Origin of the sequence: Aurantimonas sp. 22II-16-19i, from assembly GCF_002088275.1 — a bacterium.
In the GTDB taxonomy this organism is placed as follows: domain Bacteria; phylum Pseudomonadota; class Alphaproteobacteria; order Rhizobiales; family Rhizobiaceae; genus Jiella.
Genome location: NZ_AQQS01000029.1, coordinates 14,841 through 40,569, shown reverse-complemented (window position 1 = coordinate 40,569; position 25,729 = coordinate 14,841). Strand labels below are relative to the sequence as shown.

Genomic DNA, 25,729 nt, shown 5'->3' with positions numbered 1-25,729 from the left:
TTGGAGGCCGCCGCCAGCCTCTCCGACGATCTGGACCTGCTGCTCGACGCTGCCGAGCGGGCGGGCGAAGTCGCCATGGGCTATTTCCGGCGCGATCCGCAGGTCTGGTACAAACACGGCAACAGCCCCGTCAGCGAAGCCGATTTCGCCGCCGACCGCTGTCTGAAGGAACTGCTCCACGGCGCCCGGCCGGACTATGGCTGGGTGTCGGAGGAGATGGATGCCTCGCAGCACACGGTCGGCGCCCGGCACCGGACCTTCGTCGTCGATCCGATCGACGGCACCCGGGCGTTCCTGCGCGGCGAGGACGTGTGGTGCGTTTCGGTGGCGGTGCTCGAGGCGGGCGTTCCGGTGGCCGGAGTGGTGAACGTGCCGGCGCGGGGCGAGGTCTTCCAGGCGACGGCCGGGGGAACGGCGCTTCTCAACGGCGTGCCGTGCCAGGTGAGCGCGCCGCCCGAAGGCGAGGCGATGCGGCTTTCGCTGCCGGAATCGATCGCCAGCAAGATCGCCGCCGGCGATCGCCCGCGGGTGACGGCGCTGCCGGCGGTGCCTTCGCTCGCCTACCGCCTGGCGCTCGTCGCCAGCGGGCGTCTCGACGGAACCTTCGTACGACCGCGGGCGAACGACTGGGATGTCGCCGCCGCCGATCTCATCCTCGAGCGGGCCGGTGGATTGTTCTCGGATGTCGGCGGCCAGCGCTGGCGCTACGCCGAGGATGTGGCCTCCCATGGTATCATGGTCGCGGGCCCCCTTGGCTCGTCGCAGCGTCTGCGCGATATCGCGGGAGCAATCGTGCCGTGAGACGAAGAACCGATTCCCCTTCGCCGCACGGCCGGCCCGGGCGCACGAGCGTCACTCTTCACGTTGCAGGACAGGACTAGAGGCCATGGCGGAACAGACACCCAAGCAACTCCTTCACCTGGTTTTCGGCGGCGAGCTCTCCGATCTTTCCAACGTCCAGTTCAAGGACCTCGAAAGCCTTGATATCGTCGGAATTTTCCCCGATTACGCCTCGGCGCTCGCCGCCTGGCGGGGGAAGGCGCAGCAGACGGTCGACAACGCCGCGATGCGCTATTTCATCGTGCACATGCACAGGCTGCTCGACCCGCAGACGTGAATGAACGTGAAGGGATCGACGTGTCGCGTACCATGTCGGATGACGAGTATCCCGCACCGGGCCAGTCCCACGGATCCGACATCGGCCGAAACTTCCGGTCGACGAAACCGCGCCGCAGGAAGCTGAGCGTCTGGCGGCGCTTGGGGCGCTCGCCGGTCGTCGTGTCGGCGATCGGCCGGGTCGTCTACGGGCTCCTGCGCTTCGTCCATGCGACCCAGAAGCCGGTGACCGGCTCGGCGGATTTTTCGCGGATCCTGCATGACAGGCACCCGGCGATCGTCGGCCTCTGGCATGGGCAGCATCTGCTGGCGCCGTTCTTCCGGCCCCGCGACCTGCCTTATGCGGCGCTCCTGTCGCGCAATGCCGACGCGGAGATCAACGCCCGGGTCGTCGAGGCCTTCGGCATTGCGACGGTGCGCGGTTCCGGCGGGCGGGGCGTCGACAAGCGGACCAAGAAGAAGGGCGGTGCGAGGGCGCTCGTCGCCATGCGCCGTCTGCTCGCGGCGGGAAGCGGCATCTGCATGATCGCCGACGTTCCGAAGGGCACGGCGCGCCAGGCCGGCCTCGGCATCGTCACCCTGGCCAAGATCTCCGGACGCCCGATCGTCCCGGCCGCCGCCGCGACGAGCCGGCACCACGTGGTCGAGAGCGCCTGGGACAGGACGCGCATCCCGCTTCCCTTCGGACGGATCGCCGTGGTGATGGGCGAGGCCATCAGCGTTCCAGCCGATGCCGACGACGCGCTGCTCGAAGCCAAGCGCCGCGAGGTCACGCTGGCGATCGAGGCGGCCAACCGGGCCGCCGAGCGCCTGGTCGGGAGCCCGTCGTGAGCGATCCGATGACCCGCACGGCCTTTGCGGCGTACCGGCTCGCGGGTCTCCTCGCCTATCCGTTCCTGCGCCCCTATGTCGGCTGGCGCGCAACGAGGGGCAAGGAGGACCGGCGCCGGCTGAAGGAGCGCTACGGTGTCGCCGGACGCGAGAGACCTGCCGGGGTGCCGCTGGTCTGGGTGCATGCGGCGAGCGTCGGCGAGAGCATCGCTGTCATGCAGATGGTGCGAAATATCGCGGCCGACGGGGTCTCGGTGGTGATGACGACCGGCACCATGACCTCGGCCAAGCTCGTCGAGGAGCGGCTGTCCGACTGCGTCATCCACCAATATGTGCCGCTCGACGTCAGGCCGGCCGTGCGTCGCTTCCTCGATCACTGGCATCCCGATCTCGCCCTCGTCGCCGAGAGCGAGATCTGGCCGCTGACGATCCATGAACTGGCGGCGCGGCGAATTCCGCAGATCCTCGTCAATGCGCGCCTGTCCGACCGTTCGTTCCAGCGCTGGAAGGGCCGCCCGCGGCTCGCGGAGGCGCTGTTCGAGACCTTCGCCCATGTCGTCGCCCAGTCGGATGTCGACGGCGAGCGGTTCCGCCTGCTCGGCGCGCCGGCGGTGACGGTGGCGGGCAATCTCAAGGCCGACGCCGAGCCGCTCCCCGTCGATGCCGAGGCGTTCGATGCCTTCGCAGCCGCGCTCGGCGCGCGCCCCCGCTTCGCGGCGATCTCGACCCATCTCGGCGAGGAGGAGATCGTCGCCGCGGCGCATCTGACCCTCAAGTCGCGCCACGAGGGGCTGGTGACGATCCTGGTGCCGCGGCACGCCGACCGCGGCGCGGCGATCGCCAAGGCCCTTTCTGCAAAAGGGCTCGTGGTCAGGCGCCGCAGCCTCGGTGAAATGCCCGAGCCCGGCACCGACATCTTCCTCGGCGACACGATGGGCGAACTCGGCATCTATCTTCGATTGACCGACATCGCCTTCGTCGGCAAGTCGATCACCGGACAGGGCGGCCAGAACCCGCTGGAGGCGGCGATTTTGGGCACCGGCATCCTGACCGGCCGCTACGTCCAGAACTTCCGCGACACCTATCAGCGGCTGCTGAAGAACGGCGGCGCCCGGATCGTGCGCGACGCGGACGGTCTCGCCGCGCAGGTCGACGGGCTTCTCCTCGACCCGATCCAGCGGATGGCGATGTCGCGGGGGGCGCTGAAGTCGGTCGACGAGATGCGCGGCGCGCTGGAGCGCACGCAGGTCGCCCTCGAACCCTTCCTGCATCCCCTGCGCCTGTCGCTCAGCCTCGAACGCGGCGGCCGGTTCGGCCAGGGCCGCGCCGGCAACGAGCGATGAGGGATCGCTGATGGCCGGGCGCGCGCCGTCCTTCTGGTGGCAGCCGCGCTCGACGAGATCGCGGCTGCTCGAACCGCTCGCCATGGCCTATGGAGCCGCCGCGCGCCGCAACCTCCTCCATGGCGAGCGCGCCGCCTTCGACGTGCCGGTGCTGTGCATCGGCAACTTCACCGCGGGCGGCGGCGGCAAGACGCCGACGGCGCTGGCGCTCGGTCGGGCGGCGCTGGCGCTCGGCCGGCGGCCGGGCTACGTCTCGCGCGGGCATGGGCGACGGCGCCGCGATCCTCTGATCGTCGAACCCGATCACCACACCGTTCGCGACGTCGGCGACGAGCCGCTGCTCCTTGCCAGGGTCGCGCCGACGGCGGTGGCGGCGAACCGGGCGGCGGCGCTGCGGCTGCTCCTCGACCAGCGGGACGTCGACTTCGTCATCATGGACGACGGTTTCCAGAGCCAGCGGCTGTTGATCGACTACACCCTGATCGCCCTCGACGCCCGGCGGGGCATCGGCAACGGGCGGGTCATTCCGGCCGGCCCGCTGCGGGCGCCGCTGATTGATCAGGTCCGCGCCGCCGACGCGCTGCTCGTCATCGGTGCGGGCGACGGCCAGAGTGAGGGACCGGGCGGCCCGGTGCGGATGATGGCCCGGGCCGGGCGGGCGATCCACGCGGCGCGGCTGGTGCCGAAGTCGCGCCAGATCCTGTTCGGCGAACGGCTCCTCGCCTTTGCCGGAATCGCCGATCCGAACAAGTTCTACGCGTCGCTGGAAGAGCTCGGGGCGGAGGTCGCGGTGCGGCGGGACTTTCCCGATCATCACGTCTTCACTGACGACGAACTCTACGAGTTGACCGAGATTGCGGCGAGGCAGACGCTCATCCTCGCCACCACCGCCAAGGACGCTGTCCGGCTGGCGACCGGCAGCGAGGCGGCGCGGAAATTTGCAAAAGGCTGCGCCGTCCTCGACGTCGCGCTGGAGTTCGCCTCGCCGTTTCACGCCCAGCGGATCGTCACGGAGACCCTCGCCGGATTCGAGCGGCGGCGCTGGAGGCGCTGAGGCCTCGCGGTCCGGCGGCGGATGTCAGGCGCCGGGCGTCTCGCTCTCGCGCCGGAACGAGGCGGCGGCGTCGACATAGGCTTCCTGGCGCTCGACGCTCCAGTATTTCAGGAGGTCGAGCGGGATCGCCTCGCCGGTGACCGCGCAGCGCACATAGGACCCGGGTCGGATCACCTGGAAATCCGGGGTGCCGTAGCGCAGCTTCGCCTCGCCGGAATTCTCGAAACGGTTCATGGGCGTCCTCGGATCGCGTCTGCAGGAGGTTCGGCCTCGCCCGCATCGGGCAAGGATCGTCGATTTTCCAGCGGAACTACGCCCTTCGCGCGCCGAAATCAAACCGGACAGCGCCTGGCGGGCGGCCGTCACCTGCGGCCGAACAGCTTCTCGATGTCGGCGAGGCCGAGTTCGATGAAGGTCGGGCGCCCGTGGTTGCACTGGCTGGCCGAGGGCGTGCGTTCCATCTGGCGCAGCAGGGCGTTCATCTCGTCGAGCTTGAGGATGCGGCCGGAGCGCACCGAGCCGTGACAGGCGATGGTCGCCGCGACGTGGTCGATGCGGCTCAGCACCGTATCCCTGGTGCCGAACTCGGCGAGCTCGTCGGCGAGATCGCGTACCAGCCGGGCGGTGTCGGCCTGGCCGAGGATCGCCGGCGTCTCGCGGACGGCGATGGCGGCGGGGCCGAAGCGTTCGAGGCGCAGGCCGAGGGCGGCGAGATCCTCGGCATTGTCGCAGAGGCGGTCGCAGTCGTCGGCGGGAAGATCGACGATCTCGGGGATCAGCAGCATCTGCGAGGCGAGGGCCTTGCCGTGGATCGCCGCCTTCAGCGCCTCGTAGACGAGCCGCTCATGGGCGGCATGCTGGTCGACGATGACGAGGCCGGTGTCCGTCTCGGCGACGATGTAGTTGCCGTGGAGCTGTGCCCTTGCTGCGCCGAGCGGGAAGTCATCAGGGGTCGCCGGTTGCGAAGGGTACGGCGCGGGGGCTGCGGCCGCGTCATCGGCCGTCCCATGGTCTGCCAGCCCGGCGAAGGCGGCGGGGGAGGCCCCGTGCCGTGGCGCGGCCGGCGGCGGCGCTTCGAAGACCGGGGTGCCGGCGTCGCCGGTCTCGGCCAAGGTCCGGAAGGGCGAAGCGCCGGGGTCATAGGGCGTCTGGCGCGGCGCCGCGAAGCCGCCGGGCGCAAAGCCGTCGAAGCGCCGGGGCGCCGGCGTGACGGTATCGGCCTTGGCGCGCATCCGTGCGAGGATCCCGGCGGTGCCCTCCGAGGATGACCTGAGGCCACTGTCGGCAAAGGCCTGCCGCAGCGCGCCGACGATGAGGCCGCGCACGAGCCCGGGGTCGCGGAAGCGCACGTCGGCCTTGGCCGGGTGGACGTTGACGTCGACGAAGGCGGGATCGAGGGTGAGGAAGAGCACCGCTACCGGATGGCGGTCCCGCGCCATCACGTCGGCATAGCCGCCGCGCAGCGCCGAGACGAGCATCTTGTCGCGCACCGGCCGGCCATTGACGAAGAGGAACTGCTGGAGGGAATTGCCCCTCGAGAAGGTCGGCAGCCCGGCAAAGCCGGAAAGCCGTATTCCCTCGCGCTCGGCGTCGATCGCCACGGCGTTGTCCGCGAGCTCCTCGCCGAGGACCTGGGCGATCCGCTCGCCCATGTCGCGGGCGGCATCGAAGACGGTGGTCGTGCGGTCCGGCCCGGAGATCTCGAAGCGGATCTCGGGCTCGGCGAGCGCCAGGCGCCTGACGACGTCGGTGATGGCCGAGGATTCGGCCCGGTCGCTCTTCAGGAACTTCAGCCGCGCCGGCACCCGCTGGAAGAGGTCGCGCACCTCGACGACGGTGCCGCGCGACAGGGCCGTCGGCCGCGGGCCGTCGCAGTGGCCGTGGTCGACGACGATCTCGTAGGCCTCGCCGGCTCCCCTGACGCGCGAGCGCAGCGACAGCCGGGCGATGGATCCGATGGAAGGCAGCGCCTCGCCGCGGAAACCCAGCGTCGCGATCTCGTCGAGGCCGCCGGCCAGCTTTGAGGTACAGTGGCGGCGGACGGCGAGCGCCAGCTCGACATCGGGAATGCCGCAGCCGTCGTCGGTGACGCGCAGCAGCGTCTTGCCGCCGCTGGCGGTGGCGATCTCGATCCGGCTCGCACCGGCGTCGATGGCGTTCTCCACCAGTTCCTTGACGACGCTCGCCGGTCGCTCGACCACCTCGCCGGCGGCGATCTGGTCGATCAGATGCTCGTCGAGCTGGACGATGGGCAAGACAGGCTCTCCGATGCGCGCGGGGTTGCGGTCACCACCGTCCTTCTACGCAAGCCGGCGGCGACCGGCAAATCGCAGGACGCTCAAGCCCCGGGCCGAGCGTCGGTTTTCCACCAGCGAAGACTCCTGACCGGCAACGCGCGGCCGATGCGAGGCACCATCCGCCAGAATTGTCTCGCGCGATCTTGCAACTTCAGACTAAGATTGACGTAAGGAGAGATGACGGAGGGCGGATGGCCGGGACAGCCACGTCTGGAGGGATGGCCAGGTTCCTGCGGCGATCGTGGCGGGCCGCGACCCTTGCCCTTGCCCTTGCCCTTGGCATCGCCGTTGTCGTGCCGGGCGGCCGGGTTTTCGCCGGCGCCTGGACCCTCGATGCGGGCAAGGGCCAGGTGATCGCCTCCGGCCTCCATTCCACCGCCAGCGAGAGCTTTCCCGCAGCCGGCGGCGATCCGGCCGTTGTCGGCTTCGCCAAGACATCGGCCAGCCTGTTCTTCGAGCATGGCTGGACCGACCGGCTGACGGTCATCGGCGATCTCGAGATCGGCAGCGAAAGCGAGGCGACGTCCGGCTATGCCCGCTCCGGCCCGTCGCATTTTGCCGCCGGGGCGCGGTTGCGGCTGTTCAAGGCGGCGGGCTTCGTCGCCTCGGCGCAGCTGACGGGGCGGCTGGAGGACGCGGGCGAGGGGCTGGACAGCCCGGCGATCGAACCGCGGCTCCTCGCGGGCTACGGCTTCAGCGTGCAGGGAATGCCGGCCTTCGTCGATGGCCAGGCCGGCTATCGCTGGCGAGCGGGCGGCGCGGACGAGGTGAAGCTCGACCTTTCCGCCGGCATACGGCCCTTCGCGGACTGGCTGCTTCTCGCCCAGGTCTTCTCGACGATGTCCGTCGGCGGCGAGCGCTATTCCCATCACAAGGCGCAGGGCTCGGTCGTCTACGACATCAACGATCGCTGGTCGGTCCAGGCCGGGATCTTTGCAACGATTGCCGGCGAGACCGCACTGAAGGAGCGCGGCGTCGTCTCGGCCATCTGGTACCGCTACTGAACCCGGTCCGTCGGCAGCAGGCCGGAGGCGGTCGGACGGGGTCCGGATCCGCGTCTGCCCTGTCTGCCGCGTGGACCAGTCGCTGCATCGGGCGCGGGGTTCGCCGCCGGCAGAGGTGCCGTGTCCGCTCCCGCCGCGGGCGCGGCCGCGCCGGGCTTGCGCTTCGGCATCACGAGGACGCCGGCTGAAAGAACCGTGGCCAGGAGAAGCAGCGAGGCCTCGCCGGTCACGTCGAGCCCGGCAAGCGTCGCCGCGTCGAGAAGCAGCCATGCGACGGGGACGACGGCGAGCGGGAACCGCCAGGGGCTCGGCCAGAGGGCGAGAATGCCGAGGGCCGCCAGCGCCGTCGGGCTCGGCGCGAGGGCGAACCATTCGAGGGCGGCGGGACTGCGCCCGAAGGCGAGGCCGGCGAGCGGATGGCCGAAAAGGGCGTAGAGGACGACCGCGATCGCCGGCCAGCCGCCGCCCGGACGAAGCTGTGCCCGCATCGGCGCGCGCCGCCCGAAAGCTACAAGAGTGACGGCCGCCAGCACGAACAGGACGGCCTCGGCGACGAAGGCCCAGCCCGGATAGACGGACGCCCAGTTGATCGTCTCGTAGGGTCCGAAGAAGAAGACCATGGACGACGAGACGAAGGCGCCGGCCAGGAGGACAAACAGGCCGAGCCCGGCGATCGATGTCCTGTGCCGGACGGCGAGGAGCGCCACGGCCAGCGCGATGCCGATCGCGGCGAGCGGCCAGTGGTCGCCGTTCACCTGGCCGAAGAGGTCGCGGTAGATGGCGGCGTCGAAGAGCAGGAAGTCCCGGAGGGAATAGGTCGAGAGGTCGGCGAGCATCGGGGGTCCGTCACAGGTCGTCGTCAAAGATCGTCGAAATGCGCCGCCATCCGCTGGCGCATCGCATCGTCCGGCAGCGGCCCGAGGGCGGCGGCCATGTTCTCGCGCACATGGTCGACCCGCCGCGTCGCCGGGATCGCGACGGTCAGCGCGGGATGCGAGACGATGAATTTGAGGAGGAACTTCGGCCAGGTCTCGGCGCCGATTTCGGCGGCGAAGCCCGGCAGCGGCGCGCCGCGCGTCGCGTCGATCAGGGCGCCGCGCCGGAACGGCCGGTTGGCGATGACGGCGATGCCGCGTTCCCGCGCCAGCGGAAGGAGCCGCGCTTCCGGTTCCCGGTCGGCGATGTTGTAGGTCAGCTGCACGAAATCGATCGGCCGGCTCGCCATGATCGCCTCGACATCCGCGTGCCGGCGGCCGTGGGAGGTGGTGATGCCGATGTGGCCGATCGCGCCTTCCTCCTTCATCGCCTGCAGCGTGTCGAGATGACCTTCCCAGCCGAGGAGATTGTGCACCTGCATGAGCCCGAAGCGCGGGACGCCCCAGTACCGCCGGGTCTCGGCGATCTGGGTCGGCCCGTCCGAGACGTCCGAGGTCCAGACCTTGTCGGCGGCGAACAGCTGGTCGGGGATGCCGAGTTCGGAAAGGCCATGGCCGATGGTCGCCTGCGAGGAGCCGTACATCGGCGAGGAATCGATCACCGCGCCGCCGGCTTCGAAGAAGGCCCGCGTCACCGCCGTCCGTTCGGCGAGGGCGTCCGCATTGTCGCCGACGTTGAAGGTGATCCAGGTGCCCATGCCGATGACCGGCAGTTCCACCCCCGAGGAGGGCACGGCGCGGTTCAGCGGGCGCGGGGCGGGAGCCTGGGCCAGAGCTGGCATGCCGAGCGAGGCGAGCGCAGCGGCGACGGCAGACCCCTTCAGCAGCGTGCGGCGTTCGATGGTCGCCATGGTCGTCCTTCCCTGTCGGTTGATCCGAAATGAGCAATTCCGGCACTGCCAAGTGGTTGCGCCGCAGCCGCCGCGGGGGCGGGCTGCGGCCATCACTCTCGCGTCAGCAGCGCGTCAGAAACCGCCGGGGCTCGGGCGCCATGCCCCTTCAAATTGCACGCTTGCCGTGCCAAGTTCCCCCCGAACTCGCAAACGCGGCGGCAGAATCGCGGCGGGGATATCGCGCATCCGAGGCGATGCGCCGACGGGAGGAACAGCATGAAGACGATGAAGGGGCCAGGGATCTTCCTCGCCCAGTTCGCCGGCGACGACGCGCCGTTCAACGACCTGAAGTCGATCGCCGGATGGGCGGCGGGCCACGGCTACAAGGGCGTGCAGATCCCCAGCTGGGACGCGCGGCTCTTCGACCTGACAAAGGCCGCCGAATCGAAGGACTATTGCGACGAGGTCGCCGGCATCGCCCAAGAAGCCGGCGTCGAGATCACCGACCTGTCGACGCATCTGCAGGGCCAACTGGTGGCCGTGCATCCGGCCTTCGACGAGGCCTTCGACGGCTTCGCCGCACCGGAAGTCCGCGGCAATCCCAAGGCCCGGCAGGAATGGGCGGTCGAGCAGCTGAAGATGGCGGCGAAGGCCTCCGGCCATTTCGGCTTCAAGAGCCACGTCACCTTTCCCGGCGCGCTCGCCTGGCCGTTCCTCTATCCCTGGCCGCAGCGCCCGGCCGGCCTGATCGACACGGCCTTCGAGGAACTGGCGAAGCGCTGGGTGCCGATCCTCGACGCCTTCGACGCGGTGGGCTGCGACGTCGGCTACGAGATCCATCCGGGCGAGGACGTCTTCGACGGTGCGACCTTCGAGATGTTCCTCGAAGCGTGCAACGACCATCCGCGCTGCCAGATCAACTACGATCCGTCGCACTTCGCCCTGCAGATGCTCGATTATGTCGAGTTCATCGATATCTATCACGAGCGGATCTGCGCCTTCCACGTCAAGGACGCCGAGTTCAACCCGACCGGCCGGCAGGGCGTCTATTCCGGCTACCAGCCGTGGCTGAAGCGGGCGGGCCGATTCCGGTCGCTGGGTGACGGGCAGGTGGATTTCGCCGCAATCTTCTCCAAGCTCGCCGAATACGACTATGATTCCTGGGCCGTCCTCGAATGGGAATGCGCCATCAAGGACGCCGAACAGGGCGCCGCCGAGGGCGCGCCCTTCATCGCGAACCACATCATTACCGTGACCGAAAAAGCCTTCGACGACTTCGCCTCGGGCGGGACCGACGAGGCGGCGAACAAGCGCATGCTGGGCATCGAAGGCTGAGGGAGGCGAGGATGGCTATCGAAGGACGCAACGACACCCATGCCGGGCGCATCCGGCTCGGCATGGTCGGCGGCGGGCAGGGGGCCTTCATCGGCGCGGTGCACCGGATCGCCAGCCGCATCGACGACAGGTTCGCGCTGGTCGCCGGTGCGCTGTCCTCGACGCCGGAGAAGGCGCGGGCGTCGGCAGCGGAGATCGGCCTCGACCCGGCGCGCAGCTACGGCACCTACCAGGAGATGGCGACGGCCGAACTCGCCCGCGACGACGGCATCGAGGCCGTGGCGATCGTCACGCCGAACCACATGCATTTTCCCGTGGCCAAGACCTTCCTCGAGGCGGGCTTTCACGTGATCTGCGACAAGCCGATGACCACGACGCTGGCCGAGGCGAAGGAGCTTGCCGCGATCGCCGAGAATTCCGGCAAGGTCTTCGTGCTGACCCACAATTACACCGGCTATCCGATGATCCGTCAGGCGCGGGCGATGATCGCGGCGGGGGATCTCGGGCCGATCCGGATGGTCGTCGCCGAATACGCCCAGGACTGGCTGGCGACACGGGCCGAGGATGCCGGCTCCAAGCAGGCCGGATGGCGGGTCGATCCCACCAAGGCCGGGGCCGGCGGTGCGATCGGCGACATCGGCACCCACGCCCACAACCTCGCCTGCTACGTCACCGGGCTGAGGGTGGAGAAGCTGTCCGCCGATCTCACCGCCTTCGTGCCAGGCCGCCAGCTCGACGACAACGCCTCGATGCTGCTGCGATTCGAAGGCGGCGCCAAGGGCATGCTGTGGGCGAGCCAGGTGGCGGTCGGCAACGAGAACGGCCTGACGCTGCGGATCTATGGCGAGAAGGGCGGGCTCGAATGGGCCCAGGAAGAGCCGAACAAGCTCTGGTATACGCCGCTGGGCGAGCCGAAGCGGCTGCTCACCCGGGGCGGCGCCGGCGCCAACCAGGCCGCCGCCGCCGTCAGCCGCATCCCCCCCGGCCATCCCGAGGGATATCTCGAAGCCTTCGCGACGATCTATGCGGAGGCCGCCGAGCTGATCCGGGCCGCGCGGGACGCAAGCGCGCCACCGGCCGGCATCGCCCTGCCGACGATCGCCGACGGGGTGGACGGCCTCGCCTTCATCGAGGCCTGCGTCGCCTCGTCGAAACAGGACGGCGCCTGGGTCAGCCTCGATCGGGGCTGATTGCGGCGGGCGGACCTTCGGCGTCGCGGCCGGTCCGGGCTAGCCGGGATCGGTCGCGGTGCCCTCCCTCTTCGGGCGCTGAGCATCGACTTTCGTCGCAGCCGCTTGCCTTTGCCGAAGCGCTCGCCTAGGCCAGATCGCGACAACGTATACCTCGTTTCAGGTTAGCAGGGAGGCCGCCCGATGTCGGCGCAGAGCTTTTTCGACCGCAAGACCCCCATCGCCTTCGAAGGCCCGGAGAGCCGCGATCCGCTGGCGTTCCGGTTCTACGACAAGGACCGGATGGTGATGGGCAAGCGGATGGAGGATCACCTCCGATTCTCCGTCGCCTATTGGCATTCCTTCACCTGGCCGGGCGGCGACCCGTTCGGCGGCGAGACCTTCAACCGGCCGTGGATGCACGGCGGCAGCGCGCTGGATCTGGCCAAGCAGAAGGCCGAGATCGCCTTCGAGATGTTCCGCCTCCTCGACGCGCCGTTCTTCGCCTTCCACGACGTCGACGTCGCGCCGGAGGGCGACAGCCTTCAGGAGTCGAACGACAATCTGAAGGCCATCACCGACATCTTCGAGGCGAAGATGGCGACCGACAAGGTGCGGCTCCTCTGGGGCACTGCGAACCTCTTCTCCAACCGCCGCTACATGGCGGGCGCCGCGACCAATCCGGATCCGGACGTGTTCGCCTATGCCGTCGGCCAGGTGAAGGCGGCGATCGACGCCACGCACCGTCTCGGCGGCGCGAACTACGTCTGCTGGGGTGGCCGCGAAGGCTACGAGACGCTGCTCAACACCGACATGAAGCGTGAGCTCGACCAGCTCGGCCGGTTCATGTCGATGCTCGTCGATTACAAGCACAAGATCGGCTTTGCCGGCCCGATCCTGATCGAGCCGAAGCCGAAGGAGCCGACCAAGCACCAGTACGACTACGACGTCGCGACGGTCTACGCCTTCCTGCAGAAATACGATCTCGTCGCCGACGTGAAGGTGAACATCGAGCAGAACCACGCGATCCTCGCCGGCCATTCCTTCGACCACGAGGTCAAGCTCGCCTTCGCCAACGGCATCTTCGGCTCGCTCGACATCAATCGCGGCGACGACCTGCTCGGCTGGGACACCGACCAGTTCGCGATGGACGTCAAGGAGATCGCCCTGGTCTTCCACGAGATGCTGAAGCATGGCGGCTTCACCACCGGCGGATTGAACTTCGACGCCAAGATCCGCCGCCAGTCGATCGACCCGGACGACCTCCTGATCGCCCATGTCGCCTCGATGGACGCCTGTGCCAGGGGCCTTCTCGCCGCCGAGGCGATGCTGACCGACAATGCGCTGACCGGCCCGCTCGAGGAGCGCTATGCCGGCTGGGAGAGCGCCGAGAACAAGGCGATGCTGTCCGGCGAGACCGGCTTCCAGCAGATCGCCGAGCGGGCGCTTTCGCTCAACCCGCAGCCGCGTTCGGGCCGGCAGGAACTGCTCGAGGGGATCGTCAACCGCTACGTCTGAGCGGCTTGAACAAGGGGCGCGGTGATGTGTATCTCTTGCGGTGGATAGCCGCCGCATTCTCGCTCGTCTGTTGGAGGATGGTTGGGTCGAGGTTCGCCAGCGCGGCAGCCATCTTCAGCTTCGCCATCCGAGAAAGCCCGGTCTGGTGACGCTGCCGCACCCAAAGCGCGACGTGCCGCTCGGCACGTTGCGCGCCATTGAAAAACAGTCGGGTCTGAAGTTGAGGCGCGAGCCATGACAGAATACGTCGCTCTGATTCATAAGGACGCGGGCAGCGATTTCGGCGTCTCGTTTCCGGATTTCCCGGGATGCATCACGGCGGGTCGTGATCTTGATGAAGCAAGGGGCATGGCCGAAGAGGCGCTGGCGCTTCACATCGAAGGATTGCTGGAGGATGGGCACGTATTGCCGCTCCCCTCTGACCTGGAAGCGATCATGGCCGACCCGCAAAACCGTGACGGCATCGCGCTGCTTGTGCCGGCTCAGGCTGCGGGGTCCGAGTCGACGAGCGTTCGCATGACGCTCAGCCTTGACGATCTTCGCGCGATCGACGCCTATGCCCGGGACCATGGCATGACCCGTTCAAGCTTCCTCGCGGCAGCGGTCCGGACGAAACTGCAAGAACCAGCCTGAAAGGCCTCGATCGATCATGTCTACCTATCTCGGGCTCGACCTCGGCACCTCATCGCTGAAGGCGCTTCTGATCGGGGACGATCAGGCGGTGATCGGCTCCGCCTCGGTGCCGCTGACGGTCGAGCGGCCGCGTTTCGGCTGGTCGGAGCAGAATCCCCAGAGCTGGATCGTCGCCTGCGAGGCGGCGATGCAGGAGCTGCGGGCGAAGCACGGGCGGGAATTCTCCGAGATCGCCGGCATCGGCCTCTCCGGCCACATGCATGGCGCAACGGTGCTCGGCGTCGACGGCGCGCCGCTGAGACCCTGCATTTTGTGGAACGACACCCGCAGCCACGAGGAGGCGAGGGCCCTCGACGATGCGGAGGCGCGGGCGATCACCGGCAACATCGTGTTCCCCGGCTTTACGGCGCCCAAGCTGATGTGGATGCGCAAACATGAGCCCGTGCTGTTCGACCGGATGGCCTTCGTGCTCTTGCCGAAGGACTATCTGCGGCTGTGGCTGACCGGCGAGCGGGTCGCCGAGATGTCCGACGCGGCGGGCACCGCCTGGCTCGACACCGGCCTGCGCGACTGGTCCGACCGGATGCTCGAACGCACCGGCATGACCCGCGCCAACATGTCCCGCCTGGTCGAGGGAACCGAGGCCGCGGGTGAGGTGCGGCCGATCCTCGCCGACAAGTTCGGCCTGAAGCCGGGCGTGATCGTTGCCGGCGGCGGCGGCGACAACGCCGCCTCGGCCTGCGGCGTCGGCGTGGCGGAGCCCGGCACCGGCTTCCTCTCTCTCGGCACCTCCGGCGTCCTCTTCACCGCGACGGCCGGATACGATCCCGTTCCCGAAACGGCGCTGCACACCTTCTGCCACGCCATTCCCGGCCTCTGGCACCAGATGGGCGTGACGCTCTCGGCCGCCGGCTGCATGGACTGGCTGTCGAAGCTCTTGCAGGAGGAGCCGGGCGATCTCACCGGCGCCCTCGGCGAGGCGATTGCCGAGCCGGGCCGGCTGATGTTCCTGCCGTATCTGTCCGGCGAACGCACGCCCCACAACGACGCCGACATCCGCGGAGTCCTGGCCGGGATCGAGAGCGATACTTCGCGCGAGGCGATGACGCGGGCCGTGCTGGAAGGCGTCGCCTATTCGATGCGCGACTGCCTCGACGCCGCTGGCGACAAGCCGAAGCCGCAGCGCCTGATCGCCGTCGGCGCCGGCTCGCGCTCGGCCTATTGGCTGCAGCTCATGGCGACGGTGCTCGAGACCGAGATCGCTCTCCCGGCGGCCGGCGATTTCGGCGCCGCCTTCGGTGCGGCAAGGCTCGGCATCACGGCAGCGACCGGTGCCGATCCGAAGAGCGTGATGACCCAGCCGCCGGTCGCCCGCAGCTTCGAGCCGGTGGCGGACAAGATCGACGCCTATCGCGAGGGGCATCGGCGCTACAAGGCGCTCTATCCGGCGGTGAAGGCGGCAATGGCGGGGTAGGAGCGACTTGGGTCACGAGGGCGATCCTTCATTCGCTCTTCGTGAGGTCGGCACGGTCTCGCAACAGGCGCCGCACGAAGGCCTTCGCCCTTCTGCAGGCGTCTTCCGCCGTGTCGCCGCAAGCCAGCCTGCACGCGATCGCCGTCGCCAGCGCGCAGCCCGTGCCGCGCAGGGTCGCCACGAGGCGGGGCGAGGCGAGCCGGAGGGGCGGTCGATCGGGGCGGTAGAGGATGTCGACGGCGTCCCGGCCCTCGCCATGGCCGCCCTTCACCAGCACCGCGCGGGCGCCGGCATCGAGAAGGGCATCGGCCTTGCCGTCGGTATCCGCTCCCGCCGGAACGCCGAGGCGGGCGGAGAGGATCGCCAGTTCCGGCAGGTTCGGCGTGACGAGGCGGGTGTTCGGCAGCAGTCGCTCGATCAGGGTGGCGATGCCGCTTTCGCTCAGGAGCAGCCCGCCGGAGCTCGCCGCGATGACGGGATCGAGGACGATCGGACCGTCGAACCGGGCCAGCGCATCGGCCACTGTGGCGACGATCGGCTCGTTGCCGAGCATGCCGATCTTGACCGCGGCGACGTGCCCGTCTTCGAGTGCCATGGCGATCTGTTCCGCGACGAGGGCTGGCGGCATGACGTCAACGCGGCCGACTTTGCCGTCCGTCTGGGCGGTAACGGCGGTAACGGCGAGCCGGGCGTCGACATCATGGGCGGAAGCGGTGCGGATGTCGGCCGCAAGGCCCGCGCCGCCGGAGGAGTCCGTGCCGGCGATGACGAGGATGGCCGGGCGTGCCGCTCGCGACGGGACGGCATCGGTGGCTTTCTGCGTTTCCGGCGTCGCGCCCGGCGAGGCACCCCCCTCTGTCACTTCGTGACATCTCCCCCACAAGGGGGGAGATCGACCGGCGCCTGCGTCGACTTCGGGTGCCCCATCCTTTCCGGCTCTGTCTCGGGCGAGCCTGTTGCAGTCCATCTGTGACCCCCGTCTTCGGAGGGCGCCGAGGCGGTCGAACCAAGAGCCTCGTCCGTCGGTCCCGGCCGATCTCCCCCCTTGTGGGGGAGATGTCCGGCAGGACAGAGGGGGGCGGCCGCCGGGCTCCCTGCGTTCGAGGGGAGGTCGCCCAAGCCGCCGCCATACCGCCGCGTCGCCGCGATCCATTGCCGCGTGCGCTCCTCCGGATCGGCGTTCAGCGTGATGTCGGTGACGACGGCGGCAACTTCCGCTCCTTGCCCGAACACCTCCGGCAGCCGCTCGACGGTAACCCCGCCGATGGCGACCAGCGGCGTTTCGCCGATCGCCTGCTTCCACGCAGCGATCCGGGCCGGCGTCTGGGGCGCCCAGGGCATCTTCTTCAGGATCGTCGGCCAGATCGGGCCGAGCGCGACATAGTCGGGCTTGGCGGCGAGCGCCGTCGCCAGTTCCGTCTCGTCATGGGTCGAGACGCCGAGCCGCAGGCCGGCGCGGCGGATGGCGCCGACATCGGCTTCGGCGAGATCCTCCTGGCCGAGATGGACGAAGTCGCAGCCCTCCGCGATCGCCAGCTGCCAGTGGTCGTTGACGATCAGCTGGCAGCCATGGCGGTGGCAGGTGTCGCGGGCGCGGCGGATCTCTGAGCGCAAGACAGCTTCGGGCGTGTCCTTGACCCGCAGCTGCACGAGCTTGACGCCCAGCGGCACCAGCCGGTCGATCCAGTCGGCGTCGGGAACGATCAGATAGAACGGGTCGAGCCGGGTCATGACGACACCGCCGCGCCCAGCATCGCCCGGCCGAGGACCGGGGTCGACGGCTCGGCCATGTCGCGGGGCAAGAGGGGATCGGCCTCGAAGGCCAGTCTCCCCGCCTCGACCGAGAGGCTGAAAGCCCGCGCCATCGCCACCGGATCGCCGGCGAGTGCCACCGCCGAGGACAGGAGAACGCCGTCATAGCCGAGTTCCATCGCCTGGGCCGCATGGGACGGAACGCCGATCCCGGCATCGACGATCAGCGTCAGATCCGGAAAGCGCGCCCGCATGGCCCTGAGGCCATAGACGTTGTTGAGCCCCCGCGCCGAGCCGATGGGCGAGCCCCAGGGCATCAGTACCCGGCAGCCGGCCTCGACCAGCCTGTCGGCGGCGACGAGGTCCTCGGTCGTATAGGCGAGCACCTGGAAGCCTTCGTCCGACAGAATGCGTGTCGCCTCGACGAGGCCGAAGAGGTCGGGCTGCAGCGTGTCGGCGTCGCCGATCACCTCGAGCTTGATCCAGTTCGTGCCGAAGACCTCGCGGGCCATCTCAGCCGTCGTCACCGCCTCGCGCACCGAATGGCAGCCGGCGGTGTTGGGCAGGACCTTCACGCCGCTCTCGCGGATGATGTCCCAGAACTTCTGCCCGGCCCGCTCGCCGGCGGCCTCGCGGCGCAGCGAGACGGTGACGATCTCCGCGCCGGAGGCGGCGATCGCCTGGCGCAGGATCTGCGGCGAGGGATAGCGCGCCGTGCCGAGCATCAGCCGGCTGGAGAGGATCTCGTCGTAGATGTTCATGTCAGCCTCCCTGCATCGGCGCGATGATCTCGATCGCGTCGCCTTCGGTGAGCCTCGTTTCCGGCCGCTCGCTCGCCGGCACGAAGTCGCGGTTGAGGGCCGTGGCGAAGGGCCCCTCGTCATAGCCGAGCTCGACGAGGGCCGCGGCGAGCGTCGCGGCGCTCACCTCGGCGGGTTCGCCATTCAGGATGATCCTCATGCGGCGATCTCCTCTCGGGTGTTCGTGCCGAGAGCGAGGTCGGCGGCTTTCGCCGCGCAGTCCGGCGCCAGCAGGAATCCGTGGCGATAAAGGCCGTTGACCGAGACGATCCGGCCCCTCCGCGTCACTTTCGGCAGGTTGTCGGGAAAGGCCGGCCGGCGGCCGGCCTTCATTTCGATCACCTCGGCCTCGGCGAAGGCCGGGTGGAGGGCATAGGCGGCGTTCATCAGTTCGACGGCCGAGCGCAGCGTCGGGCCGCCGGAGGCCTCGCTCTCGATCATCGTCGCGCCGACCATGAAGTGGCCGTCGCCGCGCGGCACGACATAGATCGGCCAGCGCGGATGGAGGAGGCGGACGGGCCGGGACAGGCGAACGTCATGGCTGCGCAGGACCAGCATCTCGCCGCGGAGGCTGCGGAGCTCCGGGTCGTCGCCGGCGATCCCCCGGCAGTCGAGGACGACGTCCCCCTCGGCTGTCTCCGGCTTGATGTCGCAGCCGAAGCGGATCGTGCCGCCGAGCCTCGCAAATCGCTCGGCGAGCGCCGCGAGTGCCCGGCGCGGGTCGAGGTGGGCTTCGTCAGCGAAGTGCAGTCCCTGCCGGAAGCGTCCAGCGAGGTCCGGTTCCAGAGCCTCGATGCCCTCTGCGTCGAGCGGCTGGGCACCGCTCGTCCGCCGGCCAAATCGCGCGATCTCGCCGGCGTCGCGGCCCGATGCCACGACCAGCGTCCCGTTGCGCATGACGTCGGGCACGCGGCTTTCCCACCACTCGATCGCCGCGATCCCCGGTTCGACGATCGAATGATCGGCGCTTTCGGCCTCGCAGAACGGCGCGAGCATGCCACCGGCGAGCCAGGAGGCGGCGGCGTCGCCGAGCCTTGCCGAGCGTTCGTGGACGGTGACTGATGCGCCCCGTTCGGCAAGGGTGACGGCGGTGCAGAGGCCGGCGACGCCGGCCCCGATGACGGTGGCGGAGAGCTGATTTTGACGTCCTTGCATGTGGGGGCGGGCGGTGCTGAAGGGCGCGTCTGGCGTCGTGCCGGGTCCTCGCCCTTCGACAAGCTCAGGATGAGGACCTTGGGGTGGGCGGGCCTCGTTCAAGTCGCTTGGCGCAGCATCGGTTCTCCAGCTTGGCGGCGCAACATCAACCCCCTCATGCTGAGCCTGTCGAAGCAGGGGGGGGCGGCACAACGATGCCAGTTCCTCGCCGACCTTCACTGCGTCCTGGGTCTCAAATGAGCATCGGCATGATCGCATGTCCCGCATCTCACCTACTCCGCCGGCTCGGCCTTTGCCGCGATCTCCTCGGGCGTCATGTAGAGATCGCCGCCGGCGCGGTATTTCTCCGCCATCGCCGCCATGCCCTCCTTCTGGGCCTCGGCGCGGATGTCGTGACTGATCTTCATCGAGCAGAATTTCGGCCCGCACATCGAGCAGAAATGCGCCGTCTTGTGCGCCTCCTTGGGCAGGGTCTCGTCGTGATAGAGCTGCGCCGTCTCCGGATCGAGGGAGAGGTTGAACTGGTCCTCCCAACGGAACTCGAACCTCGCCCGGGACAAGGCGTCGTCGCGCAGCTGCGCCGCCGGATGGCCCTTGGCGAGATCGGCGGCATGGGCGGCGATCTTGTAGGTGATGACGCCGACCTTGACGTCGTCGCGGTCGGGCAGCCCCAGATGCTCCTTCGGCGTGACGTAGCAGAGCATCGCCGTGCCGAACCAGCCGATCATCGCGGCGCCGATGCCAGAGGTGATGTGGTCGTAGCCGGGCGCGATGTCGGTGACGAGGGGGCCGAGCGTATAGAAGGGCGCGTCGCCGCAGAGCTGCTGCTGCTTTTCGACATTGACCTTGATCTTGTGCATCGGCACGTGGCCGGGGCCTTCGATCATCACCTGGCAGTCCTTGGCCCGGGCGATCTTGGTCAGTTCGCCGAGGGTTTCCAACTCGGCGAACTGCGCCCGGTCGTTGGCGTCGGCGATCGAGCCGGGGCGCAGGCCGTCGCCCAGCGAGAACGAGACGTCGTAGATGCGGCAGATGTCGCAGATCTCGTCGAAATGCTCGTAGAGAAACGATTCCCGGTGATGGTGCAGGCACCACTTCGCCATGATCGAGCCGCCTCGGCTGACGATGCCGGTGACCCGGTCGACGGTCAGCGGGATGTGCGACAGCCGAACGCCGGCATGGATGGTGAAATAGTCGACGCCCTGTTCGGCCTGCTCGATCAGCGTGTCGCGATAGACCTCCCAGGTGAGGTTCTCGGCGATGCCGTCGACCTTTTCCAGCGCCTGGTAGATCGGCACGGTGCCGATCGGGACGGGGGCGTTGCGGATGATCCAGTCGCGGATGTTGTGGATGTTGCGCCCGGTGGAGAGATCCATCACCGTGTCGGCGCCCCAGCGGATCGCCCAGACCATCTTCTCCACCTCCTCGGCCATGGACGAGGTTACGGCCGAGTTGCCGATGTTGGCGTTGATCTTGGTGAGGAAGTTGCGGCCGATCGCCATCGGCTCGAGTTCGGGATGGTTGATGTTGGCGGGGATGATTGCCCGGCCGGAGGCGATCTCCTCGCGCACCCATTCGGGGGTGATGAAGTCCGGAATCTCGGCCTCGAAGGGCTCGCCGTCGCGGCTCAGCGCCTGGGCCTCGGCCTTGCGGCCGAGATTCTCGCGGATCGCGACGAATTCCATCTCCGGCGTGACGATGCCGGCCCGCGCATAGGCGAGCTGGGTGACGGCCCTGCCGGCTCTGGCTCGCAGCGGCCGGTTCGCAACCGGGAAGGCGGGGGTGAGCTTGTCCGCCGGCAGGTTGCCGTTGTCCTCGGGCCGGACGGTGCGGCCGTCATATTCCTCAACGTCGCCGCCGGCGAGCGCCCAGCCGGTGCGATGGCGCGGCAGGCCCCTGGCGATGTCGATCGCGGCATTCGCATCCGTATAGGGGCCGGAGGAATCATAGACGGTGACCGGCGGCTCGCCCGCCGTCGGATGGACGGAAATCTGGCGCAACGGCACGCGGATGGCGGGATGGGCCGTGCCGGCGAGGTGGATCTTCCGCGAGGCCGGCAGCGGGCCCGTGGTGACGACCGGTGTCTTGATCGGCGTGACGAGATTCATCATGGAACTCCTTCGACGAGCGTTGGAGATCCAGTTTCTGTCGGTCGGTGATCGAAAATTGGCCCGTTGCGCTTGTCCCTTCGAAAACCTGGCCAGTCACCGCGCATCGCGCCCGGTGTCCCGTTTTCGAAGGCTGGCCGCCAGATGCGGGATGCCCCGCTGGCGGCCGGTGTCGCGGCCTTCTTCCATCCCTACGCCAGTATGAACTGGATCAGGTTCAACGGGTCGCCGCGCATCGATAGCGGCCTCTCAGTTCCTTGCCGGAACTCCCCTTGGACGATCAGAAGGTTAACAGAGCAGGGGGTGGCGTCAAGGTGCCTGTTCGAAGCGGGTCGGCGCCGCGGGCTTCGTCACAGGGTTGCTTGAGCTAGGGTTTGAAGAACAGAATTCTCTCGAAATCCTGGGCGCCATTGAGGACATGCAGGATAAAGACAGCCTCTGCATCGACCCGATAGAAAATGAGATAATTGCCGTACGGGCGGCGCCGGATGGCTCGATCCTCGTACCCAGGGACCAATGCATAGGCGCGTGGCATTTCTCCGAGACCGCGGCAGGCGTCCTTCAATTCGTCAACGAAGGTGTCTGCCCGCGCCGGGTTGTCCATGCGAATATGACGTCCGATACCGACGAGATCGGCGATGGCCGTGTCAGTCAGAATGACCTTCACGCACGGGAGCTTTCGCCATCTTCGGCCTCGATATCTGCGCGGATTTTCTCGAAAGCTTCGTCCAACGCAGTGACGCGCCCGGCTTCCACATCTGCCAAGCCACGAGCCAGAGCGACTTCCAGGGCGGCCAGGCGCTTTTCGCGTTCTTCCACCAGGCGAACGCCTTCCCGCAAGACCTCGCTGCGTGAATGATAACGGCCGGTCTTCACGAGGTCGGTGACGTAGTTCTCGAGGTGCTGTCCGAGATTTGCGCTGCTGGCCATGATCGCTTCTCCTCAGTTCCTTATGCCACGCGCCAATAACAGTTAGCAACGGGACTCGTGACGTCGGCTCCGGTCTCCTTCAGACGGTTTCTCAGCTTCACCCCTCCAGCCCGATCGCCTGGGCCGTGGCGATGGCCGCCATGTTGACGACGCCGCGCGAGGTCACCGACGGCGTGAGCACATGGGCCGGCGCGGCGGCGCCGAGGAGGATCGGGCCGACATGCAGGGCGTCGGTCATCTGCTTGACCACGTTGAGGGTGATGTTGGCGGCGTCCAGCGTCGGGAAGATCAGGAGATTGGCTTCCCCCGTCAGCGACGAATCCGTCATGTTGCGCTTGCGGATCGCCTCGTTCAGCGCGCAATCGCCATGCATCTCGCCGTCGATCTCGAGGTCCGGCATCTCCGCGTGGACGAGCTTCAGGGCCTTGCGGAGCTTGATGGTGTCCTCGGTATCGTCGGTGCCGAAATTGGAATGGGAGACGAAGGCCGCTTTCGGATCGATGCCGAAGCGACGCAGCTCGGCGGCGGCGAGGCGGGTCATCTCGGCGAGTTCCTCGGCATTCGGATTGCGCTGGACATAGGTGTCGAGGAAGAATTTCGTCGTGCCCTGGGTGATCAGCAGGCTCATGGCCGCGAGCTTCTTCACCCCGCGGCGCATGCCGATCACCTGGCTGATGTCGCGGACATGGTGGGGAAAGCGCCCTTCGAGCCCGCAGATCAGGCTGTCGGCCTCGCCCCGCGCGACGGCGATGGCGCCGATGACGGTGGTGTTGGTGCGCACCACCGTGCGGGCGGTGTCGGGGCTGACGCCCTTGCGACCGACCTTCTGGAAATAGGCGTCGACATAGTCGCGATAGCGCGGATCGTCTTCCGGGTTGATGATCTCGAAATCCCTGCCCGGGCGGATCTTGAGGCCGTAGCGCTCGAGCCGGGTTTCGAGGACGCTCGGCCGGCCGATGAGGATCGGCACGCAGACGCCGTCCTCCATCAGCACCTGGGCTGCCCGCAGCACCCGCTCGTCCTCGCCATCGGCGAAGATCACCCGCTTGCCGGATTTGCGGGCGATCTGGAAGATCGGCTTCATGATCATGCCGGAGCGGAAGACGAAGCGGCTCAGCTGCTCGACATAGGCGTCCATGTCGGCGATCGGGCGGGAGGCGACGCCGTCCCTTTCCGCGGCCCTGGCGACGGCCGGAGCGATCTTCAGAATCAGCCGCGGATCGAAGGGGGAGGGGATCAGGTAGTCCGGCCCGAAGATCGGCGTCTCCGACCCGTAGGCCTTGGCCGCGACTTCCGAGACCTCCTCCCGGGCGAGTTCGGCGATGGCGTCGGTCGCGGCCTGCTTCATGCCTTCCGTGATTCCGGTGGCCCCGCAGTCGAGCGCGCCGCGGAAGATGAAGGGGAAGCAGAGGACGTTGTTGACCTGATTGGGAAAGTCCGACCGCCCGGTGCAGATCATCGCGTCGGGGCGGACTTCACGGGCGAGGTCCGGCATGATCTCGGGGACGGGATTGGCGAGCGCCAGGATCAGCGGCTTCGCCGCCATTTTCTCCAGATATTGCGGCTTCAGGACGCCCGCCGCCGAGAGGCCGAGGAAGATGTCGGCGCCGTCCAGCGCCTCTTCCAGCGTGCGCATCGGCGTGTCGCGGGCATAGACGTCCTTCCAGCGGTCCATGGCGACCTCGCGGCCCTTGTAGACGAGGCCGTCCTTGTCGGTGACGAGGATGTTCTCGAGCCTGGCGCCGAGGGTGACGAGGAGATTGAGGCAGGCGAGCGCCGCGGCGCCGGCGCCGGACGCGACGATCTTCACCTCTTCCAGCTTCTTGCCGCCGAGAAGCAGGGCGTTGCGGACGGCGGCGGCGGCGATGATCGCGGTGCCGTGCTGGTCGTCGTGGAAGACCGGGATCGCCATTTCCTTTCGCAGGCGCGCCTCGATCTCGAAGCACTCCGGCGACTTGATGTCTTCCAGATTGATGCCGCCGAAGGTCGGCTCCAACGCCGCGACGACCGTGCAGAAATGGTCGATCTCATAGGCGTCGACCTCGATGTCGAAGACGTCGATGTCGGCGAATTTCTTGAACAGGACGGCCTTGCCCTCCATCACCGGCTTGGAGGCGAGGGGGCCGATATTGCCGAGGCCGAGGACGGCGGTGCCGTTGGAAATCACCGCGACGAGATTGGCGCGGCTGGTATAGTCGGCGGCGAGCCCCGGATCGCGGGCGATCTCGAGACAGGGGGCGGCGACGCCGGGCGAATAGGCGAGCGCCAGATCGCGCTGGTTGCCGAGCGGCTTGGTCGCCTGGATCGCGAGCTTGCCGGGCTTGGGATAGCGGTGGAAGAACAGCGCCTGTTCGTCGAGGTCGCTCAGCTTGGCTCCGCCGTCGGACGATTGGTTGGTGCTCATCAAGATCTCCGCTTTCTCCGGCATCGCGTCGCCTGTCTGCCGTCCTCTTAGCCTCTCCAAACCCGTCGGCAAACCGCATTCTGCCATGCGGCCGAACGCGGCGGAGCGGGCTCCTGCCGCAGCCGCGTCACACGCCTGCAATGCGAATCGGGCATTTGCTGTCGCAGCCGACAGGTGGACAAATGTAGCGCGAGGCTGCGATCATGACGGACGAGGCGGCAACGCGTCATTTCCGGACGCTTTTCATCTCCGACATCCATCTCGGCGCGAAGTCGTCGCAGGCCGAGATGCTGATCGACTTTCTGCGCTTCAACGACGCCGAGAAGATCTACCTCGTCGGCGACATCGTCGATGGCTGGCGGCTGAAGCGCTCGTGGAACTGGCCGCAGAGCCACAACGACGTCGTCCAGAAGCTCCTGCGCAAGGCGCGCAAGGGCGCGACGGTCATCTACATCCCCGGCAATCACGACGAGTTCCTGCGCGACTTCACCGGCAGGCATTTCGGCGGCGTCGAGGTGAAGCTGAACGACGTGCATGTGACGGCCGACGGTCGCCGCTTCCTGGTGATGCATGGCGACGAGTTCGACGTGGTGGTGCGCAATGCCCGGATCATCGCCTATCTCGGCGACTGGGCCTATGACGCCGCGATCGCGATCAACGGCATCTTCAACACGGTCCGGCGCCGGCTCGGCTTTCCCTACTGGTCGTTCTCGTCCTGGGCCAAGCTGAAGGTGAAGAACGCCGTCAACTTCATCGGCGCCTTCGAGGCGGCGCTGGCCGAGGAAGCCCAGAAGATGGGCTGCGACGGCGTCATCTGCGGGCACATTCACCACGCGCAGCTGGCCGAACATGCCGACATCGTCTATGTGAATACAGGCGACTGGGTCGAAAGCTGCACCGCGGTCGCCGAGCGTCACGACGGATCATTCGAGCTCATTCGCTGGAGCGAGGTGGTTCGGGCCCGCGCACGACCGAAGACGTCGCAGCCGCGCATCGTCTCCGAGCAGCCGATCGTGCGTCCCACCGAGGCAGCCTGAA

General features: G+C 68.2%; 25 protein-coding genes, 1 pseudogene and 1 riboswitch. Of the genes and pseudogenes, 13 read left to right on the top strand and 13 right to left on the bottom strand.

All coding sequences use genetic code 11. The annotated features are described in order from the left end of the window. The 5 genes from ATO4_RS19715 to lpxK all read left to right on the top strand — a co-directional run bounded on the left by ATO4_RS19715 (position 1) and on the right by lpxK (position 4,344). Positions 1–801, top strand: a complete 801-nt coding sequence (locus ATO4_RS19715) for a 3'(2'),5'-bisphosphate nucleotidase CysQ (protein ID WP_245308846.1) — start codon at positions 1–3, stop codon at positions 799–801. 85 nt (positions 802–886) lie between these two features. Then, positions 887–1,117, top strand: coding sequence for a DUF4170 domain-containing protein (locus tag ATO4_RS19710; protein WP_083593261.1), 231 nt, complete (start codon positions 887–889; stop codon positions 1,115–1,117). Then, positions 1,114–1,947: a lysophospholipid acyltransferase family protein gene (locus ATO4_RS19705; protein ID WP_245308845.1), complete on the top strand. Its 834-nt coding sequence runs from the start codon at positions 1,114–1,116 to the stop codon at positions 1,945–1,947. The genes ATO4_RS19710 and ATO4_RS19705 overlap by 4 nt, the downstream gene beginning before the upstream one ends. Before the next feature lie 8 nt (positions 1,948–1,955). Further along, positions 1,956–3,290, top strand: a complete 1,335-nt coding sequence (waaA, locus tag ATO4_RS19700; protein WP_083593259.1) for a lipid IV(A) 3-deoxy-D-manno-octulosonic acid transferase — start codon at positions 1,956–1,958, stop codon at positions 3,288–3,290. A 10-nt stretch (positions 3,291–3,300) separates the two neighbouring features. After that, positions 3,301–4,344 carry a tetraacyldisaccharide 4'-kinase gene (lpxK, locus tag ATO4_RS19695; RefSeq protein WP_083593258.1) on the top strand — a complete coding sequence of 348 codons (1,044 nt, stop codon included), beginning with the start codon at positions 3,301–3,303 and terminating at the stop codon, positions 4,342–4,344. A gap of 24 nt (positions 4,345–4,368) precedes the next feature. Here the strand turns inward: lpxK and ATO4_RS19690 are convergent, their stop codons facing one another. After that, positions 4,369–4,578, bottom strand: a complete 210-nt coding sequence (locus ATO4_RS19690) for a DUF2093 domain-containing protein (protein WP_083593257.1) — start codon at positions 4,576–4,578, stop codon at positions 4,369–4,371. Between the two features lie 128 nt (positions 4,579–4,706). Further along, positions 4,707–6,599, bottom strand: a complete 1,893-nt coding sequence (mutL, locus tag ATO4_RS19685; RefSeq protein WP_083593256.1) for a DNA mismatch repair endonuclease MutL — start codon at positions 6,597–6,599, stop codon at positions 4,707–4,709. Positions 6,600–6,832: 233 nt separating this feature from the next. On the opposite strand from mutL, the gene ATO4_RS19680 reads away from it, so the two are divergent. Then, positions 6,833–7,645, top strand: a complete 813-nt coding sequence (locus ATO4_RS19680; protein ID WP_139802564.1) for a hypothetical protein — start codon at positions 6,833–6,835, stop codon at positions 7,643–7,645. Here ATO4_RS19680 and ATO4_RS19675 read toward each other — a convergent pair. Both ATO4_RS19675 and ATO4_RS19670 read right to left on the bottom strand, forming a co-directional pair. Then, positions 7,639–8,481, bottom strand: a complete 843-nt coding sequence (locus ATO4_RS19675; protein ID WP_083593254.1) for a DUF6064 family protein — start codon at positions 8,479–8,481, stop codon at positions 7,639–7,641. The two genes, ATO4_RS19680 and ATO4_RS19675, sit on opposite strands and share 7 nt — an antisense overlap. 23 nt (positions 8,482–8,504) lie before the next feature. Then, the gene (locus tag ATO4_RS19670; protein WP_083593253.1) at positions 8,505–9,431 is read right to left on the bottom strand and encodes an aldo/keto reductase; all 927 of its coding nucleotides are present in this window, start codon (positions 9,429–9,431) and stop codon (positions 8,505–8,507) included. 258 nt (positions 9,432–9,689) lie between these two features. On the opposite strand from ATO4_RS19670, the gene ATO4_RS19665 reads away from it, so the two are divergent. The 6 genes from ATO4_RS19665 to xylB all read left to right on the top strand — a co-directional run bounded on the left by ATO4_RS19665 (position 9,690) and on the right by xylB (position 15,542). Then, positions 9,690–10,748: a sugar phosphate isomerase/epimerase gene (locus ATO4_RS19665; protein ID WP_083593252.1), complete on the top strand. Its 1,059-nt coding sequence runs from the start codon at positions 9,690–9,692 to the stop codon at positions 10,746–10,748. Between the two features lie 11 nt (positions 10,749–10,759). Further along, positions 10,760–11,938 (top strand): Gfo/Idh/MocA family oxidoreductase, encoded by a 1,179-nt coding sequence (locus ATO4_RS19660; RefSeq protein ID WP_083593251.1) that lies wholly within the window; start codon positions 10,760–10,762, stop codon positions 11,936–11,938. 183 nt (positions 11,939–12,121) lie between these two features. After that, the gene (gene xylA / locus ATO4_RS19655) at positions 12,122–13,435 is read left to right on the top strand and encodes a xylose isomerase (protein WP_083593250.1); all 1,314 of its coding nucleotides are present in this window, start codon (positions 12,122–12,124) and stop codon (positions 13,433–13,435) included. A gap of 40 nt (positions 13,436–13,475) precedes the next feature. Next, positions 13,476–13,673, top strand: a complete 198-nt coding sequence (locus tag ATO4_RS19650) for a type II toxin-antitoxin system HicA family toxin (protein ID WP_083593249.1) — start codon at positions 13,476–13,478, stop codon at positions 13,671–13,673. Continuing rightward, the gene (locus ATO4_RS19645; protein WP_083593248.1) at positions 13,670–14,068 is read left to right on the top strand and encodes a type II toxin-antitoxin system HicB family antitoxin; all 399 of its coding nucleotides are present in this window, start codon (positions 13,670–13,672) and stop codon (positions 14,066–14,068) included. The genes ATO4_RS19650 and ATO4_RS19645 overlap by 4 nt, the downstream gene beginning before the upstream one ends. A gap of 16 nt (positions 14,069–14,084) precedes the next feature. After that, on the top strand, positions 14,085–15,542 hold the full coding sequence (gene xylB / locus ATO4_RS19640; RefSeq protein ID WP_083593247.1) for a xylulokinase: 1,458 nt from the start codon (positions 14,085–14,087) through the stop codon (positions 15,540–15,542). A gap of 28 nt (positions 15,543–15,570) precedes the next feature. Here the strand turns inward: xylB and thiD are convergent, their stop codons facing one another. From thiD to ATO4_RS19595, 9 genes and pseudogenes are all read right to left on the bottom strand, one after another. After that, positions 15,571–16,404: a bifunctional hydroxymethylpyrimidine kinase/phosphomethylpyrimidine kinase gene (gene thiD, locus ATO4_RS19635; RefSeq protein ID WP_245308844.1), complete on the bottom strand. Its 834-nt coding sequence runs from the start codon at positions 16,402–16,404 to the stop codon at positions 15,571–15,573. A 275-nt stretch (positions 16,405–16,679) separates the two neighbouring features. Continuing rightward, positions 16,680–17,273 (bottom strand): annotated as a pseudogene (locus tag ATO4_RS19630) (thiamine phosphate synthase); the annotation flags it as partial. After that, positions 17,270–18,055: a thiazole synthase gene (locus ATO4_RS19625; protein WP_083593244.1), complete on the bottom strand. Its 786-nt coding sequence runs from the start codon at positions 18,053–18,055 to the stop codon at positions 17,270–17,272. The pseudogene ATO4_RS19630 and the gene ATO4_RS19625, both read right to left, overlap by 4 nt. Position 18,056: 1 nt before the next feature. Further along, a complete protein-coding gene (gene thiS, locus ATO4_RS19620) occupies positions 18,057–18,254 on the bottom strand; it encodes a sulfur carrier protein ThiS (RefSeq protein WP_083593243.1) in 198 nt (65 codons plus the stop codon). Then, positions 18,251–19,249 (bottom strand): FAD-dependent oxidoreductase, encoded by a 999-nt coding sequence (locus ATO4_RS19615; RefSeq protein WP_083593242.1) that lies wholly within the window; start codon positions 19,247–19,249, stop codon positions 18,251–18,253. The genes thiS and ATO4_RS19615 overlap by 4 nt, the downstream gene beginning before the upstream one ends. A 272-nt stretch (positions 19,250–19,521) precedes the next feature. Next, entirely contained in the window at positions 19,522–21,357 is a 1,836-nt protein-coding gene (gene thiC / locus ATO4_RS19610) for a phosphomethylpyrimidine synthase ThiC (RefSeq protein WP_083593299.1), read from the bottom strand. A 171-nt stretch (positions 21,358–21,528) separates the two neighbouring features. Beyond that, positions 21,529–21,640, bottom strand: a riboswitch (TPP riboswitch). 84 nt (positions 21,641–21,724) lie between these two features. Continuing rightward, a complete protein-coding gene (locus ATO4_RS19605) occupies positions 21,725–22,024 on the bottom strand; it encodes a type II toxin-antitoxin system RelE/ParE family toxin (protein WP_083593241.1) in 300 nt (99 codons plus the stop codon). Next, positions 22,021–22,287 (bottom strand): type II toxin-antitoxin system ParD family antitoxin, encoded by a 267-nt coding sequence (locus tag ATO4_RS19600; protein WP_083593240.1) that lies wholly within the window; start codon positions 22,285–22,287, stop codon positions 22,021–22,023. The genes ATO4_RS19605 and ATO4_RS19600 overlap by 4 nt, the downstream gene beginning before the upstream one ends. A gap of 97 nt (positions 22,288–22,384) precedes the next feature. Next, the gene (locus tag ATO4_RS19595) at positions 22,385–24,691 is read right to left on the bottom strand and encodes an NADP-dependent malic enzyme (protein WP_083593296.1); all 2,307 of its coding nucleotides are present in this window, start codon (positions 24,689–24,691) and stop codon (positions 22,385–22,387) included. Between the two features lie 203 nt (positions 24,692–24,894). Here ATO4_RS19595 and ATO4_RS19590 point away from each other — a divergent pair, with 203 nt between their 5' ends. Beyond that, the gene (locus tag ATO4_RS19590) at positions 24,895–25,728 is read left to right on the top strand and encodes a UDP-2,3-diacylglucosamine diphosphatase (protein ID WP_083593239.1); all 834 of its coding nucleotides are present in this window, start codon (positions 24,895–24,897) and stop codon (positions 25,726–25,728) included. The last annotated feature ends 1 nt before the right edge of the window (position 25,729 follow it).

Bases quoted from the DNA above. Each gene is read 5' to 3' on its own strand.
- ATO4_RS19710 (WP_083593261.1), top strand. From the start codon at position 887: ATGGCGGAACAGACACCCAAGCAACTCCTTCACCTGGTTTTCGGCGGC.
- waaA (WP_083593259.1), top strand. From the start codon at position 1,956: ATGACCCGCACGGCCTTTGCGGCGTACCGGCTCGCGGGTCTCCTCGCC.
- lpxK (WP_083593258.1), top strand. From the start codon at position 3,301: ATGGCCGGGCGCGCGCCGTCCTTCTGGTGGCAGCCGCGCTCGACGAGA.
- ATO4_RS19690 (WP_083593257.1), bottom strand. From the start codon at position 4,578: ATGAACCGTTTCGAGAATTCCGGCGAGGCGAAGCTGCGCTACGGCACC.
- ATO4_RS19680 (WP_139802564.1), top strand. From the start codon at position 6,833: ATGGCCGGGACAGCCACGTCTGGAGGGATGGCCAGGTTCCTGCGGCGA.
- ATO4_RS19675 (WP_083593254.1), bottom strand. From the start codon at position 8,481: ATGCTCGCCGACCTCTCGACCTATTCCCTCCGGGACTTCCTGCTCTTC.
- ATO4_RS19670 (WP_083593253.1), bottom strand. From the start codon at position 9,431: ATGGCGACCATCGAACGCCGCACGCTGCTGAAGGGGTCTGCCGTCGCC.
- ATO4_RS19665 (WP_083593252.1), top strand. From the start codon at position 9,690: ATGAAGACGATGAAGGGGCCAGGGATCTTCCTCGCCCAGTTCGCCGGC.
- ATO4_RS19660 (WP_083593251.1), top strand. From the start codon at position 10,760: ATGGCTATCGAAGGACGCAACGACACCCATGCCGGGCGCATCCGGCTC.
- xylA (WP_083593250.1), top strand. From the start codon at position 12,122: ATGTCGGCGCAGAGCTTTTTCGACCGCAAGACCCCCATCGCCTTCGAA.
- ATO4_RS19645 (WP_083593248.1), top strand. From the start codon at position 13,670: ATGACAGAATACGTCGCTCTGATTCATAAGGACGCGGGCAGCGATTTC.
- xylB (WP_083593247.1), top strand. From the start codon at position 14,085: ATGTCTACCTATCTCGGGCTCGACCTCGGCACCTCATCGCTGAAGGCG.
- ATO4_RS19625 (WP_083593244.1), bottom strand. From the start codon at position 18,055: ATGAACATCTACGACGAGATCCTCTCCAGCCGGCTGATGCTCGGCACG.
- thiS (WP_083593243.1), bottom strand. From the start codon at position 18,254: ATGAGGATCATCCTGAATGGCGAACCCGCCGAGGTGAGCGCCGCGACG.
- ATO4_RS19615 (WP_083593242.1), bottom strand. From the start codon at position 19,249: ATGCAAGGACGTCAAAATCAGCTCTCCGCCACCGTCATCGGGGCCGGC.
- thiC (WP_083593299.1), bottom strand. From the start codon at position 21,357: ATGAATCTCGTCACGCCGATCAAGACACCGGTCGTCACCACGGGCCCG.
- ATO4_RS19600 (WP_083593240.1), bottom strand. From the start codon at position 22,287: ATGGCCAGCAGCGCAAATCTCGGACAGCACCTCGAGAACTACGTCACC.
- ATO4_RS19595 (WP_083593296.1), bottom strand. From the start codon at position 24,691: ATGAGCACCAACCAATCGTCCGACGGCGGAGCCAAGCTGAGCGACCTC.
- ATO4_RS19590 (WP_083593239.1), top strand. From the start codon at position 24,895: ATGACGGACGAGGCGGCAACGCGTCATTTCCGGACGCTTTTCATCTCC.